The organism is Methylobacterium sp. AC832, assembly GCF_979256025.1.
Map to the genome: position 1 here is coordinate 125,002 of NZ_CEEDMV010000010.1, position 14,122 is coordinate 139,123.

General features: G+C 67.0%; 12 protein-coding genes and 1 riboswitch. Of the genes, 6 read left to right on the forward strand and 6 right to left on the reverse strand.

Going from position 1 to position 14,122, the window contains the following annotated elements; genetic code table 11:
• Positions 1-120 precede the first annotated feature (120 nt).
• Complete coding sequence (locus AC0IXR_RS23310) at positions 121-1,020, reverse strand: LysR family transcriptional regulator (protein ID WP_471762336.1); 900 nt, start codon at positions 1,018-1,020, stop codon at positions 121-123.
• 214 nt (positions 1,021-1,234) lie between these two features.
• Here AC0IXR_RS23310 and AC0IXR_RS23315 point away from each other — a divergent pair, with 214 nt between their 5' ends.
• From AC0IXR_RS23315 to AC0IXR_RS23325, 3 genes are all read left to right on the forward strand, one after another.
• Complete coding sequence (locus AC0IXR_RS23315; protein ID WP_471762337.1) at positions 1,235-2,536, forward strand: dicarboxylate/amino acid:cation symporter; 1,302 nt, start codon at positions 1,235-1,237, stop codon at positions 2,534-2,536.
• A 127-nt stretch (positions 2,537-2,663) separates the two neighbouring features.
• The gene (locus AC0IXR_RS23320) at positions 2,664-3,503 is read left to right on the forward strand and encodes a bifunctional allantoicase/(S)-ureidoglycine aminohydrolase (RefSeq protein ID WP_471762338.1); all 840 of its coding nucleotides are present in this window, start codon (positions 2,664-2,666) and stop codon (positions 3,501-3,503) included.
• Positions 3,500-4,012: an ureidoglycolate lyase gene (locus tag AC0IXR_RS23325; protein ID WP_471762339.1), complete on the forward strand. Its 513-nt coding sequence runs from the start codon at positions 3,500-3,502 to the stop codon at positions 4,010-4,012. The genes AC0IXR_RS23320 and AC0IXR_RS23325 overlap by 4 nt, the downstream gene beginning before the upstream one ends.
• Before the next feature lie 48 nt (positions 4,013-4,060).
• On the opposite strand, the gene AC0IXR_RS23330 is transcribed toward AC0IXR_RS23325, so the two are convergent.
• The 4 genes from AC0IXR_RS23330 to AC0IXR_RS23345 form a co-directional block, all read right to left on the reverse strand.
• Complete coding sequence (locus AC0IXR_RS23330; RefSeq protein WP_471762340.1) at positions 4,061-4,879, reverse strand: outer membrane protein; 819 nt, start codon at positions 4,877-4,879, stop codon at positions 4,061-4,063.
• A gap of 231 nt (positions 4,880-5,110) precedes the next feature.
• Positions 5,111-6,016, reverse strand: coding sequence for an NAD(+) diphosphatase (gene nudC, locus AC0IXR_RS23335; RefSeq protein WP_471762341.1), 906 nt, complete (start codon positions 6,014-6,016; stop codon positions 5,111-5,113).
• Positions 6,016-6,432, reverse strand: coding sequence for an HIT domain-containing protein (locus tag AC0IXR_RS23340; protein WP_419953032.1), 417 nt, complete (start codon positions 6,430-6,432; stop codon positions 6,016-6,018). Before AC0IXR_RS23340 ends, nudC begins: the two co-directional genes overlap by 1 nt.
• A 59-nt stretch (positions 6,433-6,491) precedes the next feature.
• Entirely contained in the window at positions 6,492-7,898 is a 1,407-nt protein-coding gene (locus AC0IXR_RS23345; RefSeq protein ID WP_471762342.1) for an aminotransferase-like domain-containing protein, read from the reverse strand.
• Between the two features lie 173 nt (positions 7,899-8,071).
• On the opposite strand from AC0IXR_RS23345, the gene aptA reads away from it, so the two are divergent.
• The 3 genes from aptA to AC0IXR_RS23360 all read left to right on the forward strand — a co-directional run bounded on the left by aptA (position 8,072) and on the right by AC0IXR_RS23360 (position 11,512).
• Positions 8,072-9,421 (forward strand): omega-aminotransferase AptA, encoded by a 1,350-nt coding sequence (aptA, locus tag AC0IXR_RS23350; RefSeq protein WP_056422148.1) that lies wholly within the window; start codon positions 8,072-8,074, stop codon positions 9,419-9,421.
• A gap of 68 nt (positions 9,422-9,489) precedes the next feature.
• Positions 9,490-9,879, forward strand: coding sequence for a tautomerase family protein (locus tag AC0IXR_RS23355; RefSeq protein WP_056422151.1), 390 nt, complete (start codon positions 9,490-9,492; stop codon positions 9,877-9,879).
• 367 nt (positions 9,880-10,246) lie between these two features.
• Positions 10,247-11,512 (forward strand): D-amino acid dehydrogenase, encoded by a 1,266-nt coding sequence (locus AC0IXR_RS23360; protein WP_471762343.1) that lies wholly within the window; start codon positions 10,247-10,249, stop codon positions 11,510-11,512.
• Positions 11,513-11,564: 52 nt separating this feature from the next.
• Here AC0IXR_RS23360 and thiC read toward each other — a convergent pair whose 3' ends face one another.
• A complete protein-coding gene (gene thiC, locus AC0IXR_RS23365) occupies positions 11,565-13,472 on the reverse strand; it encodes a phosphomethylpyrimidine synthase ThiC (protein WP_471762345.1) in 1,908 nt (635 codons plus the stop codon).
• An 85-nt stretch (positions 13,473-13,557) separates the two neighbouring features.
• A riboswitch (TPP riboswitch) is annotated at positions 13,558-13,664 on the reverse strand.
• Positions 13,665-14,122: the final 458 nt, after the last annotated feature.

Consider the following 14,122-nt stretch of genomic DNA (forward strand, 5'->3'; position numbering starts at 1 on the left):
GCCAGCGAAGCCAGCCAGAGTGCGCATCGTGCGGTTTTGACGGTTTGTTTCGACATGGCAGCCAGGGTGGGCCCGATTGGTTAGCCAATGTTAAACACCGGTCGGCGGCCGATCGAGGCGTCATCCCTGCCGTAATTCGGCGGCCAGACGCTCCGCGTCGCTGCGCATCAGAGCCAGGAAATTCCGGGCCATCGGCCCCGACCGCAGATGATAGAGGGCGTGGACATCCGCCGACAGGATCGGCGAGACGACGGGCCGGTAGGTGACGTTCGCATGGGCGAGCTTCGCCACGAATTCCGGGATCAGGGCGACACCGAAACCCGCCGCCACGAGGCTGGTGAGCGAGGCGGCTTCCACCGCCTGCTGCGAGATCGTCGGGTAGAAACCGGCGCCGATGCAGCATTGCAGGATGTGCCTGGCAAAGAGCGAATCCCGCAGACGCAGGAAGACGAACTTCTCGTCCTTCAGACAGCTCAACGTCACCGATTCGGTGGTGATGCTGTGGCCTTTAGGCAGGACGGCGTTGATTCCCTCGCTCCAGGCCAATTCGCTCGTCAGGTCCGGGTCCTGCGGCGGAGTTCGCAGGAAGTTGATGTCCGTCTGCCCCGATTTCAGCGCAGCGATCTGCTTGTCAGGCGACATCTCATGGATCTGGATGTCGACTCCGACGAAGGTCTCCTGAAACTTATAGATCAGTCCGCCGAGCGGTCCGGCGAGCATGGAGCCTGTCAGGCCGACATTGAGCACGCCGACGCTGCCGCAGCCGATGGCATGCGCCCGCTCGGTGGCGTCCTGCGCGCTGTGGAGAATGGCCTTGGCCCGGACCAGGAAATCCTGGCCCGCCTGCGTGAGCGACACGCGGCGCGTCGTCCGCTCGAGCAGTCGGGTTCCGATCTCGGTTTCGAGATCGCGGATCTGCTGGCTCAGCGGCGGCTGCGCCACGCCGAGAGCATCCGCCGCCGCTGTAAAGCTGAGCTTTTCTGCGACGGCCACGAAGTAGCGGAGGTGGCGAAGTTCCATGACCGCCATTCATATGCTGAGCCTCTTAATGGCGATGAAAGATATATTTGACGGCTGCCTCGGGTCGAACAATGCTGCGCTCGGCGATGGGCGAGGACATGTAATTCCTGCATGACTCCGCAGGACGTCCCACCTCCTGTCAGTGAATCTTCCGATGCACCGGGGCCGGGCACGCGGAGCGACGAACGGCCTGAAGCAACGGTTGGAGGTTCGCATGCGGCGCTTCTTTGCGTCCCTGTTCGGTCAGGTGGTCGCGGCCCTCGTCCTCGGGATCGTCCTCGGCATCGTATGGCCGGATTTCGCCGTCGCCCTGAAGCCCCTCGGCGACGGGTTCATCAAGCTGATCAAGATGGCGATCGCGCCCCTGGTCTTCGGTGTCGTCGTGCACGGCATCGTCGGGGCGGGGGACCTGCGCAAGGTCGGCCGGGTCGGTCTCAAGGCGCTGATCTATTTCGAGGCGGTCACGACCCTGGCCCTCGTGCTCGGCATCGTCCTCGCCTACGTGTTCGCGCCGGGGGCCGGCATGAACATCGATCCCTCCACCCTCGATGCCAAGGCCATCGCCAGCTACACCGACCGGGTCGGGCAGGTGACAGGTACCGTCGACTTCCTGATGAAGATCATCCCGACCACGATCGTCGATGCCTTCGCCAAGGGCGACATCCTCCAGGTCCTCATCATCGCGATCCTGTTCGGTTCGGGATTGGCGCTGCTGGGCGAGCACGGGCAGCCCCTGGCGCAGAGCATCGAGCGGATCACCGCCGTCCTGTTCAAGATCATCGGCTTCATCGTGCGGCTGGCCCCCCTCGGTGTCCTCGGCGCCGTCGCCTTCACCGTCGGCAAGTACGGCATCGGCTCCCTGCGGCAGCTCGGGATGCTGGTGGCCCTGTTCTATGTGGGTGTCGCGTTCTTTGTCTTCGTCGTGCTCGGCGCGATCCTGCGCGCGGCCGGCTTCAGCATCCTGAAGCTCCTGGCCTATCTGCGCGAGGAACTCATGGTGGTGGCGGGCACGGCCTCCTCCGACAGCGTGCTGCCGCAGATCATGCGCAAGCTCGAACGGCTCGGCATCCGCGATTCCACCGTCGGCTTGGTGATCCCCACGGGCTACTCGTTCAACCTCGACGCCTTTTCCCTCTACCTCACCCTCGCCACCGTCTTCATCGCGCAGGCCACCAACACGCCCCTGTCCTTCGGACACCTGATGCTGATCCTCGGCATCGCCCTCCTGACCTCCAAGGGCGCACACGGCGTCCCCGGATCGGCCATCGTCGTCCTGGCGGCGACCCTGTCGGCGGTGCCGGAAATCCCGGTGATCGGGCTGGTGCTGGTTCTGTCCATCGACTGGTTCGTCGGCATCGCCCGGGCGCTCGGCAACCTCATCGGCAATTGCGTGGCGACGGTGGTCATCGCCGCCTGGGAGGGCGATATCGATCGGGCTCAGGCCCATCGCGTCCTGAACGGAGAGGTCGCCACCGACACGGCGGCGGTGCTCGATAGCCCCCTTGCCAAGGCGTAAGCTCCGGGACGACATCCGGCGCGCCCAGGTCGGAACAGGCCAATCCGGGTCCGCCCTGGCACGATCCGCGCTGGGCCCGCGACGTTAACGGCTCGAACGAGTCGCATGAATTGTTGGAGACGAGCCTGTGACCGCCTCTTCCTATAACCCGCCCTGCGGTGGACTGCCGCCCCAGACCGCGCTGATGACCGGCCGGGCCGTATTCACCGAAGCCTATGCGGTCATCCCGAAAGGCGTGATGAGCGACATCGTCACCAGCGTGCTGCCGTTCTGGGACGACACCCGCGCCTGGATCCTGTCCCGCCCGCTCTCCGGCTTTTCCGAAACTTTCGCCCAGTACCTGATGGAAGTCGCGCCCGGCGGCGGCAGCGAGCGCCCGGAACTCGACGCCCGCGCCGAGGGCGTGCTGTTCGTGGTCGGTGGTCATGCCAGCCTCGTCCTGGAGGGGGCCACGCATGCCCTCCGCTCCGGCAGCTATGCCTATCTTCCTCCGGGCGCCCCCTGGACGTTGCGCAATGACGGCGGCGAGCCGGCCCGCTTCCACTGGATCCGCAAGGCCTACGAGCCCGTGCCGGGCATCGACGTGCCCCCCGCCTTCATCCGCCACGATTCCGAGATCGAGCCGCGGGGCATGACCGGCACGAACGGTGTCTGGGCCACGACCCGCTTCGTCTCCCCCGACGACGTGCGCCACGACATGCACGTGAACATCGTGACGCTTCAGCCCGGTGCTTCGATTCCCTTCGAGGAAACCCATGTGATGGAGCACGGGCTCTTCGTGCTCGAAGGCAAGGCGGTCTACCGGCTCAACCGCGACTGGGTCGAGGTGGAGGCCGGCGATTTCATGTGGCTACGCGCCTTCTGCCCCCAAGCCTGTTACGCGGGCGGCCCCGGCCCTTTCCGCTACCTGCTCTACAAGGACGTCAACCGCCACCCGGCCCTTACGCCGCACAAGGGCGGGCGATGAGCGCCCGGCACATCGTCGCGCGTCCACTCACCCCCCAAGCCTTCGCCCCGTTCGGGACGATCATCGACGGGGCGACTGTTGATCCGCGCCCCATGAATGCCGGCATGGCGCGCCGCTTCCACGATCTGGCGGAGGTCCGTACCCTCGGCGAGGACGCGCGCGTGGTGATCGGCCTCGTGGAAGCCGAGCCCTATCCCCTGCCGCTGAGGGTCGGTCTCATCGAGCGCCATCCCCTCGGCGCGCAGGCCTTCGTACCGCTGAACGACGCGCCGTTCCTCGTCGTCGTGTGCCCCGACGAGGACGGGCGGCCCGGACCACCACAGGCCTTCGTCACGGCGCCGGGCCAGGGGGTCTGCTACGCTATCGGCACGTGGCACGGCGTGCTGACCCCCTTCGGTGCGCCCCAGGAGTTCCTGGTGATCGATCGCGGCGGGACGGGCACCAACTTGGAAGAGGTTCGGCTCGACGAGCCTTGGACGGTCGCTCTGCCGACAATGTCGGAGGGATAAGCCGCCGCGATGCCCCGGAGGGCATCGTGAGCCGGATGTCCCGATGGCTCAGGAGCCGAACTTGTAGTTCAGCCCGACCCGGACGACGCTTCCCTCCGACCGGAAGCGCGAGGTCGCCTCCACGAGGGACTGGGCGAGTCCGCTGGAGCCCGTCAGCGGGACGCTGCGCTTGCCGAGATCGTAATGCAGGTATTCCACTTTCAGCGTCACCGCGGAGGAGCGGAAGACGTTGAGGAAACTCTCGGTCGGCAGGGCGTATTCGATGCCCCCGCCATAGGCGAAGCCCGTCTCGAGACGGTCGATCCCGCCGGCGAAGAGGGCGAGGGTCGGAGTTCCCCCCAGCTGCAAGCTCGACGCGCTCTGGTAGTTCACGTTGCCGTAGGCGAGACCGCCGGTGCCGTAGACCAGGACGCGATCGAACGCGTAACCGAGCCGGCCGCGCACGGTGCCGAGGAAATCGAGGCTCTGACGCGTGGTGGTCACCACGGCCGAATCGCTGCCCGACCCGAAGATGCCGCGCGACCTGCGCTTGGTCTCGTCCAGGTCGGTATAGGCAATGTCGGTCTCGATGCCGAGGACGAGGCCCGCGCCGGGGGTGAGCTGGTAATTGTACCCGGCCTGACCGCCGGCCACGAAGCCTTCCTGCCGGGAGGACAGCGAGGCGATGCCGGCGCGCTCGATGAAGAGATCGGCGTTGCTGCCATTCACCGAGGTCGCCGCCGTGCGGACGGTCTGCTGCTCGGTGAAGCCGTATCCGGCCTGCACGCCGGCATAGAAGCCGGTCCAGCTGAAGCTCGGAAGCGGCACGAAGACGGGTGGCGGCGCAGCGCGGTGGGGCAGGTCCGCCGCACCCGCGGTCCCGGTCATCAGCCCGATTATCACGCCGACACCCAACAAAACTTTCGCCATCTTCCCCTCGCCGCCTCCATTGACGGCAGCGACGTGAATCAACGGAGCGATCCTGGGATAGTGCCGGGAAGACACAATTTCGGACCGATCGTCCGAAATTTTTAACCATGCCGCGGCGTGGCTAACTCCTCCTCGGGGAGGTACAAAAATGCCACTGCCGTGAGTCTGTCGACCGGTTTCCAGAGCCCATTAAAGCCGCTCCTCGACGAAGGCACGCATGAGCAGATGAGCGATCGCCATAGGCGGCGGCACGGTCAGGCCCTCGCCATGGGTCCCGCCGATCATCGCCGCCACCTCGTCGCGGTTGAACCAGCGGGCATCCGCGAGCTCTGCCGGATCGATGGTGATCGCTTCGTCCAGGGCTTCCGCCGCGCAGCCGATCATCAGCGACGACGGGAACGGCCAGGGCTGCGAGGCGTGGTAGGTCACCGCGCCGATCCTCAGCCCCGCCTCTTCGAGGGTCTCGCGGCGGACCGCGTCCTCGATGGTCTCGCCGGGCTCCAGGAAGCCGGCGAGGCAGGAATACATGCCCTCCTTGAAGCGCGGCGAGCGCCCGAGCAGGCAGGATTCTCCCCGGCGGATCAGCATGATCACCACCGGATCGACGCGGGGGAAGTGATGGGTCTCGCAGATCGGGCATTCGCGGCGGAAACCGCCGGCGGCGAAACGGGTGGCCGTTCCGCAATTGGCGCAGAAGCCGTGGCGGGCATGCCAGGCCAGGATGGATTTCGCCGTGGCGAGGAGGCCGAGTTCATGCGGCGCCACCGCATTCTCGGCAGCGAGGCTGCGCAGGTCGGTGGTGCGGAAGCCGGAGTCGGACTCGTACCCGTCGGCGGACTCCGGCGAGACCGCGCAGGCGAAGACCGGAGCCCCGTCGAGGCGGCCGAGGAACAGAGTGAGTTCGGCGTGGCAGGCGCTCGCCGCCTGCCCTGAGGGGAGGAGCGCCGTATCGCCGGCAAGGACGATGCGGTCCCCCGCCACCAGCACGATCCGCGCATCCGGCGCGTCCGGCTTCGGCACGAGGTCGCTGCTCTCGGCCGAATGGCGGACGAGCCGGCTCTCCGCATAGCCGAGTTGGTCGAGGCGCGCGCTCATCAGGCGGCCGCGAACAGGGCGCCGATGCGCTCGATCATCTGGGCGCGGGCGTGGTGCGGATAGGACTGGCGCGTGCCTACGCCCCAGACCGGCGAGGGCCAGGCCGGATCGGACAGGAAACGCCCGATCACATGGACATGGAGCTGCGGTACGACGTTGCCCAAGGCCGCGACGTTGACCTTGTCGGGCTTGGCGAGGGCCAGCATCACGCCGGTGGCGATCCGGATCTCGTCCATGAGGTCGCGCGCATCCTCCGCCGACAGGTCGGTGAGTTCGCTGGCACCCGCCCGGCGCGGCACCAGGATCAGCCAGGGAAACCGGGCGTCATCCATCAGCAGGACACTGCACAGGGCGAGGTCGCCCACCGGCACGGTGTCGGCGACGAGGCGCGGGTCGAGGGTGAAATCGTCTGTCATCGCCGCTCAAGCTGGGATACGTCGGGAATGCGGAGTTCTCGCCGGTTCGGCGTCGTAAGTCACGCAAGCGCAGGCCGCTCGGTGTCGAGGAAGCGGAACAGGGCCGGCGCGTTGGCATGCGCCACGTTGAAGCGCAGCCACGGGGTCGGCTCCTGATCGGCGCGGAACAGGTGTCCGGGGGCGAGCATGATGCCCTTCGCGGCGGCCCTTTGCGCGAGGCCGGCCGTGTCCGGATCGCCGCCGAAGCCGGCCCAGAGGAAGAGCCCGTTGGCGGGGCGGTGAAACAGCGACAGGCCCACCGAGAGCAGGGCCTCGGCCACAATCTTCTGCTCGGCGGCGAGCTTTTCGCGGAGCCTCGCGATGTGGAGGCGGTACTGGCCTTCCGTCAGGATCGAGTGGACGATGCTCTCGGAGATTTCCGAGCTCGTCAGGCTCGCCGCCATCTTCATGCGCAGGAGCCGCTGCGCATTCTCGGGGTTGCAGGCGAGATAGCCGACCCGCAGGGCGGGCGAGATGGTCTTCGAGAAGCTGCTGATGTGGATGACGCGCGCGAGCTGGTCGAGGCTGGCGATGCTGGGCGCCGTCTCCTCGACGAAGCTCGCATAGATGTCGTCCTCGACGATCTGGAAGTCGTGTTTCTCGGCGATGCGGAGGATCTGGTAGGCGGTGGCCGGCGAGCAGGACGTCCCGGTGGGGTTGTGGAAGCTCGTATTGGTGAAGAACAGCTTCGGCTTGTGCCGCTCCGCCAGTGCCTGGAGCGCGGGAATCGACGGCCCCTGGAGGGTCCGCTCGACGCCGACGATGGTCACCCCCATGGCGTGGAGCGAGGGGTAGAGGTTGCAATAGCCTGGATCGTCCACGAAGGCGACGTCGCCCGGCTGTAGGAAGGTCCGCATGGTCAGGTCGAGGGCTTGGCTCGCCCCATGCGTCAGCAGGATCTGGTCCGGCTCGCACTCGATGTTGCGCTGGGCGAGGAGCAACTGGATCGCCCGGCGCAAGGGCGCGTGGCCGAGGGGATGCCCATAGCGCGAGACCAGCCGGTCGGGGCGCCGCGCCAGGGCCGCCAGGGCCTGCTTGATCCCGTCGGCGAACAGGTGGCTGTCGGGAAGCCAGCCGCAGCCGGCTTTGACGGTGAAAGCGTCCTCCTCGTAGACCCGCTGGAGCAGCCAGCCGGAATCCACCGAGATCTGCACGGGTTTCCGCCGGGGGACGACGGATTTGCGATCGAGCAGCCGGGCCGAGACGAAGTATCCGCTCGCGCGTCGAGCTTCGAGCAGGCCGTCCGCCACCAGCCGGTTATAGGCGTTCGAGACGGTGAGCGTGCTCACGCCGCATTGAACGGCCAGCTTGCGCACCGATGGCAGGCGGGCGCCCGGCGCCACGCTCCCGCTGCGGATGCGCTCGGACACGGCCTCCACCAGCTGGGCGACGAGGGGGGCGGTGCTGGCGGGGTCGAGGCTGATCATGGGCCGTCATCCACGGGCGAGGCCGGTCTCGGCGATCCGACTGTATGGGTGGGTGAACAGATACAGCTGCGCGTGCCAACCCGCCAACTGTTGATAGTCGGTGAGCCAGGGCCGGGCGATAACGCAGTGCGGCGGGGGTCGGGATCTTGCATCGGGGATCGGCGGAGAGACACATGGATCATGCGATCATCGACCAGGCGGCGGACCGGCAGCTCAATGTCGAGCCGTACTGGATGCCGTTCACGCCCAATCGCCACGTGAAGGCCGACCCGACGCCGCGCATCATCACCTCGGCGAAGGGCGCCTATTACCGGACGGCCGAGGGACGCGAGCTGTTCGACAGCCTGTCGGGCCTGTGGTGCTGCCCCCTCGGCCACGCCCAGCCGCGGATCGTCGAGGCCCTGCGCCGGCAGGCCGAGACCCTCGATTACTGCACCGCCTTCCAGATGACCAACCCGGTGACGCTACGGCTGGCCGAGCGTATCGCCGACATGGCCCCGGACGGGCTCGACCGGGTGTTCTTCACAAATTCCGGCTCGGAGGCCGTCGATACCGCCCTCAAGATCGCTCTCGGTTATCACCGCCTGCGCGGCGAGGCCGGTCGCTTCCGCATGATCGGCCGCGAGAAGGGCTATCACGGCGTCGGCTTCGGCGGCATGTCGGTGGGCGGCATGGTGGCCAACCGCAAGATGTTCGCCACCGCGATGATCCAGGGCGTCGACCACCTGCGCCATACCCACGATTATGCCGAGATGGCGTTCTCGAAGGGCCAGCCGACCTGGGGTGCGCATTTCGCCGACGACCTCGAACGGATGGTGGCGCTGCACGATGCGGGCACGATCGCCTGCGTCATCGTCGAGCCGCTGCAGGGCTCGGCGGGGGTCATCGTGCCGCCGCTGGGCTATCTCCAGCGCCTGCGCGAAATCTGCACGCGGCACGGCATCCTGCTGATCTTCGACGAGGTGATCACCGGTTTCGGCCGCCTCGGGGCGCCCTTCGGCGCTGACCGCCTCGGTGTGATCCCCGACATGATCACCTTCGCCAAGGGCATCACCAACGGCATCGTGCCGATGGGCGGCGTCATCGTCCGCAAGGAGATCTACGACACGTTCATGACCGGGCCGGCGGCGGCGGTGGAGCTGTTCCACGGCTACACCTATTCGGGCCATCCCCTGGCGGCGGCCGTCGCCCATGCCTCCCTCGACCTGATGGAGGAGGGTGACCTCTTTGCCCGCGTGCGCGAGTTGGAGCCGATCCTCGAGGGGGCCGTCCACACGCTGCGCGACGAACCGGGCATCAAGGACATCCGCAATTTCGGCCTGACGGCGGCCGTCGATCTCGAACCGACACCGGGCCAGCCCGGCGCGCGCGCCCTGCGGATCTTCGAGCGCGGCCTGCGCGAAGGCATCCTCCTGCGCTTCACCGGCGACACCATCGCCATGGGCCCGCCCTTCATCTCGACCCAAGCTGAGATCACCGGCATGATCGAGATGCTGCGCGGTCTCATCCGCGCCGAAGCCTGACCGGCGGCCGGCGCACTCCCGATAGACGGCCCGTGACCCGTTCCATTCTCTTCAAAGGTTGAACCGACATGCCCCTGATGCGCTTCGATATCCTGGAAGGCCGCACCGATTCCGAACTGAAGACGCTCCTCGACGCCGCGCACGAGGCGATGCTGGAGGCGTTCAACGTTCCGCCGGGCGACCGCTACCAGATCGTCACCGAGCACAAGCCCTCGCGGATGATCGTCGAGGATACCGGGCTCGACATCCCGCGCACCAAGGACGTTGTGGTGGTCCAGATGATCACCCGGCCGCGCGGCAAAGAGAAGAAGCAGCTGTTCTACCGGCTGCTGACCGAGAAGCTCGAAGCCGCCTGCGGCATCGCCCCGGCCGACGTCATGGTCTCCACGGTGGAGAACACCGACGAGGATTGGTCCTTCGGCCACGGCCGGGCGCAGTTCCTCACCGGCGAACTCTGACAATTGTTTGAGTTCTTATTCTAGAGCTTAACCTCATCCTGAGGTGCCGCGTAGCGGCCTCGAAGGAGGCTTCCAGGGATCGGGAGACGACTGGAGGGCTCCTTCGAGGCCCTTTGCTCAAGCAAAGGGCGCCTCAGGATGAGGTGGTCTGCTGGGATGATCTGCTCTGGCACAAGCATCCGCTGGAAAACCCGATCAAACAGGCCCTGGGCGGGTTTCGCAACGAGGGTCGCCGCTTCTGCGGCCTGAAACCTGCGACACGTCATAAGGACTGAGCGAGGTGACGTGTTGGCCCGCCAATGCGAACCCGCCCGGGGCGCCAAGCCCATTCCGGACCCTAACCCCGACCCTCTACGGAACGCCGGCCATGCATGTCCTGATCCTCGGTGGCGGCGTCGTCGGCGTCACCTCGGCCTATTACCTGGCCAAAGCCGGCCACCGGGTCACCGTGCTGGAGCGCCAGCCGGCGGCGGGGCTCGAGACGAGTTTCGCCAATGCCGGCCAGGTCTCACCGGGATATTCGGCGCCCTGGGCGGCGCCCGGCATTCCCCTCAAGGCGATGAAGTGGCTGATGATGCGCCACCGGCCCCTCGTGGTCTGGCCGAGCTTCGAGCCGCGTTTCTACGGCTGGCTCGCCCGGATGCTGGCGAATTGCACGGAGGAAGCCTACCAGCGCAACAAGGGCCGGATGGTGCGTCTGGCCGAATACAGCCGCGACGTGCTGCGCGACCTGCGCGCCGAGACCGGCATCGCCTACGATCACCGCGAGCAGGGCACGCTCCAGCTGTTCCGGACGCAGAAGCAGCTCGATCATGTCGGGGACGACACCCGCGTCCTCGACGCCTATGGCGTTCCCTACGCGGTGCTGGACCCCGCCGGTTGCATCATGGCCGAGCCGGCCCTGGCGCGGGTGGCCGGGACCTTCGTCGGTGGCCTGCGGCTCCCCGGCGACGAGACCGGCGACGCGCATCTGTTCACCCAGCGCCTCGCCGCGCTCTGCGAGGGCCTCGGCGTAGTCTTCCGCTATGGCACGGCCATCACCGGCCTGCGCAGCGAGGGTGACCGGATCAGCGGCGTGGCGACGGCAGCGGGCGAGGTCCTGACCGCCGACGCCTACGTGGTGGCCATGGGCAGCTACACCCCGGCTCTGCTCCGGCCCTTCGGCATCGATCTGCCGATCTATCCGGTGAAGGGGTATTCCCTCACCCTGCCGGTCACCAATGCAGAGGCGGCACCGGTCTCGACGGTGATGGACGAGACCTACAAGGTGGCGATCACCCGGCTCGGCGACCGCATCCGGGTCGGCGGCACCGCCGAGCTCGCGGGCTTCAGCGCGGTCCTACGCGGACCGCGTCGGGAGACCCTGGTTCGCTCCGTCGGTGATCTGTTCCCGGCGGGCGGCGATCTCTCGCAGGCGAAGTTCTGGACCGGCCTGCGGCCGATGACGCCGGACGGCACGCCCATCGTCGGCGGAACGCGCCTGTCGAACCTTTACACCAACACCGGCCACGGCACCCTGGGCTGGACCATGGCCTGCGGCTCGGGCCGGGTGCTGGCCGACCTCATCTCCGGCCGCACGCCGGACATCGCCACCCCGGACCTCGCCGTCAGCCGCTACGCACGCGGAGCCTGACAACGGGGTAATGCCCTCTCGCGCCGGGCGCGAGAGGGTGAGGCGAGGCGGCCTATTCGGCCGCGTCGACGTAGAGCTTGCCGCCCTCGGCCTGGAACTCGGCGGATTTGGCCGCCATTCCCGCCTCGCGTTCGGCCTGGCTCATGGGCGTCGCCTCGCCCAACACCTGACCGGCCGCCTCCATGGCGAGCACCTCGGCGCGCAGATCCTGCGTGATCTTCATCGAGCAGAATTTGGGGCCGCACATCGAGCAGAAATGCGCAACCTTGTGGGCGTCCTTCGGCAGGGTCTCGTCGTGATAGGCGCGCGCCGTGTCGGGATCCAGCGACAGGTTGAACTGGTCCTCCCAGCGGAAGTCGAACCGGGCGCGTGACAGGGCGTCGTCACGCAGCTGCGCCGCCGGATGGCCCTTGGCAAGATCGGCGGCATGGGCCGCGATCTTGTAGGTGATGACGCCTTCCTTGACGTCATCGCGGTTGGGCAGGCCGAGATGCTCCTTCGGGGTGACGTAGCAGAGCATGGCGCAGCCGAACCAGCCGATCATGGCCGCGCCGATGCCCGAGGTGATGTGGTCGTAACCGGGGGCGATATCGGTGGTCAGCGGGCCGAGGGTGTAGAACGGCGCCTCGCCGCACTCCTCCAGCTGCTTTTCCATGTTCACCTTGATCTTGTGCATCGGCACGTGGCCGGGGCCCTCGATCATGGTCTGGCAGCCCTTGTCCCAGGCGATCTTCGTCAGCTCGCCGAGGGTCTCGAGTTCCGCAAACTGCGCCGCGTCGTTGGCATCCGCGATGGAGCCAGGGCGCAGGCCGTCGCCCAGCGAGAACGAGACGTCGTAGGCCCTCATGATGTCGCAGATCTCGTCGAACCGCTCGTAGAGGAACGATTCCCGGTGACCGGCGAGGCACCAGCGCGCCATGATCGAGCCGCCTCGGCTGACAATGCCGGTGACCCGGCGCGCGGTGAGCGGCACATGGGCGAGGCGGACGCCCGCATGGATGGTGAAGTAATCGATGCCCTGCTCGGCCTGCTCGATGAGGGTATCCTTGAAGACCTCCCAGTCGAGCTTCAGCGGATCGCCGCCGACCTTCTCCAGCGCCTGGTAGATCGGCACGGTGCCGATGGGCACGGGCGAGTTGCGCACGATCCACGAGCGGATGTTGTGGATGTTTCGACCAGTGGAGAGGTCCATCACCGTGTCGGCGCCCCAGCGGGTCGCCCAGACCAGTTTCTCCACCTCTTCCGCTGCCGACGAGGTCACGGCCGAATTGCCGATATTGGCGTTGATCTTGACGAGGAAGTTGCGGCCGATCGCCATCGGCTCCACCTCGGGGTGGTTGATGTTGGCCGGGATGATGGCGCGGCCGCGCGCCACCTCGTCGCGCACGAATTCGGGGGTGATGAAAGCGGGGAGCGAGGCACCGAAGCTGTTGCCGTCGGCCAGCGCGGTCTGCGCGCCTTCCAGCATCGTCTCGCGGGCGAGGTTTTCGCGGTGGGCGACGTAGATCATCTCCTCGGTGATGATCCCGGCTTTGGCGAACTCGTACTGCGTCACCATCTGGCTGGGGCCGGCCTTGCGGATCTGGCGCGTCGCCGGACAGGGGGCGACGAGCTTGTCCTCCGGCACGAAGCCGTTGTCCTCGGGCTTGACCGCGCGCGGCGTGATCGTGGCATAGCCGCGCTTGGCGATCCACGGGTCGCGCAGCAGGGGCAGGCCGGCATTCAGGTCGACCCAGGCATCGGTCTCGGTATAGGGGCCAGACGGATCGTAGACCCGCACCGGCGCCTCCTTCGGATCACTCAACGTGACCTCGCGGAACGGCACCCGGATGTCGTCACGGCCAGCCACGCTCGCATAGACCTTGCGCGAGCCCATGATTGGGCCGGTGGTCACCGCTTGCGGCTGCCCCTTGGCGGGTTCTTGTCCGGAAAGGTCTTTGGGGAGGACGGGTGCGTTCATATCGGATTCGCTCCTGGCGTGGGAGGCGATCCGGTTCGCAACGGTACGTCAGGACGACGGGCACCCGCTCGTTTGGAGCAGACAACCCAAGCGTAGTTCCCGTCCCTCCGCCGGTATGAGCCGGATCAGGTTCAAGGGTCAGGGCTGCGGCCCTATCTCAGCCCCCTGAACGGGGCCCCCCTCGGAACGATTCGAAAGTCTGCGTTCGCCGCGCCTTTGTCAATCGCCGGAGCCGACATCCCCAGTCGAATGCAAGGACTCACACCACGGCAACGATGACGTCGCGCCGATCGCGGATCGTTCGGGTCGGGCCGTTAAGCTCTCGACGACCGTAGTGTTCGATTTCATCCGCAAGCACAGTCCATTTTCGGTGCGGCATATTTCAGTCCGTCAAAAGCCCTCCCATAATGGAGCCTTCCCTGCTGACGGCGCGTTGTCAGTCATCAATTCTAAAAAACAATCAGGCTGGCGTTCCATGAACAAACTCATTCTGGCATCCGCCGCATTGCTCGGCGCGGTCGCGTTCGTTCCGACAACCGCCGACGCTCGCGGAGGCGGCTGGGGTGGTGGCGGCGGTGGCGGCGGTGGCATGAGCCGTGGCGGCGGTGGGCTCGCCGCGGGTGGTGGAGGCGGCGGCTGGGGCGGCGGTG

Excerpts from the sequence above, each read along its gene's own strand:
- AC0IXR_RS23310 (WP_471762336.1), bottom strand. The coding sequence starts at position 1,020 with ATGGAACTTCGCCACCTCCGCTACTTCGTGGCCGTCGCAGAAAAGCTC.
- AC0IXR_RS23360 (WP_471762343.1), top strand. The coding sequence starts at position 10,247 with ATGCATGTCCTGATCCTCGGTGGCGGCGTCGTCGGCGTCACCTCGGCC.
- AC0IXR_RS23330 (WP_471762340.1), bottom strand. The coding sequence starts at position 4,879 with ATGACCGGGACCGCGGGTGCGGCGGACCTGCCCCACCGCGCTGCGCCG.
- AC0IXR_RS23325 (WP_471762339.1), top strand. The coding sequence starts at position 3,500 with ATGAGCGCCCGGCACATCGTCGCGCGTCCACTCACCCCCCAAGCCTTC.
- AC0IXR_RS23345 (WP_471762342.1), bottom strand. The coding sequence starts at position 7,898 with ATGATCAGCCTCGACCCCGCCAGCACCGCCCCCCTCGTCGCCCAGCTG.
- nudC (WP_471762341.1), bottom strand. The coding sequence starts at position 6,016 with ATGAGCGCGCGCCTCGACCAACTCGGCTATGCGGAGAGCCGGCTCGTC.
- AC0IXR_RS23315 (WP_471762337.1), top strand. The coding sequence starts at position 1,235 with ATGCGGCGCTTCTTTGCGTCCCTGTTCGGTCAGGTGGTCGCGGCCCTC.
- AC0IXR_RS23340 (WP_419953032.1), bottom strand. The coding sequence starts at position 6,432 with ATGACAGACGATTTCACCCTCGACCCGCGCCTCGTCGCCGACACCGTG.
- aptA (WP_056422148.1), top strand. The coding sequence starts at position 8,072 with ATGGATCATGCGATCATCGACCAGGCGGCGGACCGGCAGCTCAATGTC.
- AC0IXR_RS23355 (WP_056422151.1), top strand. The coding sequence starts at position 9,490 with ATGCCCCTGATGCGCTTCGATATCCTGGAAGGCCGCACCGATTCCGAA.
- thiC (WP_471762345.1), bottom strand. The coding sequence starts at position 13,472 with ATGAACGCACCCGTCCTCCCCAAAGACCTTTCCGGACAAGAACCCGCC.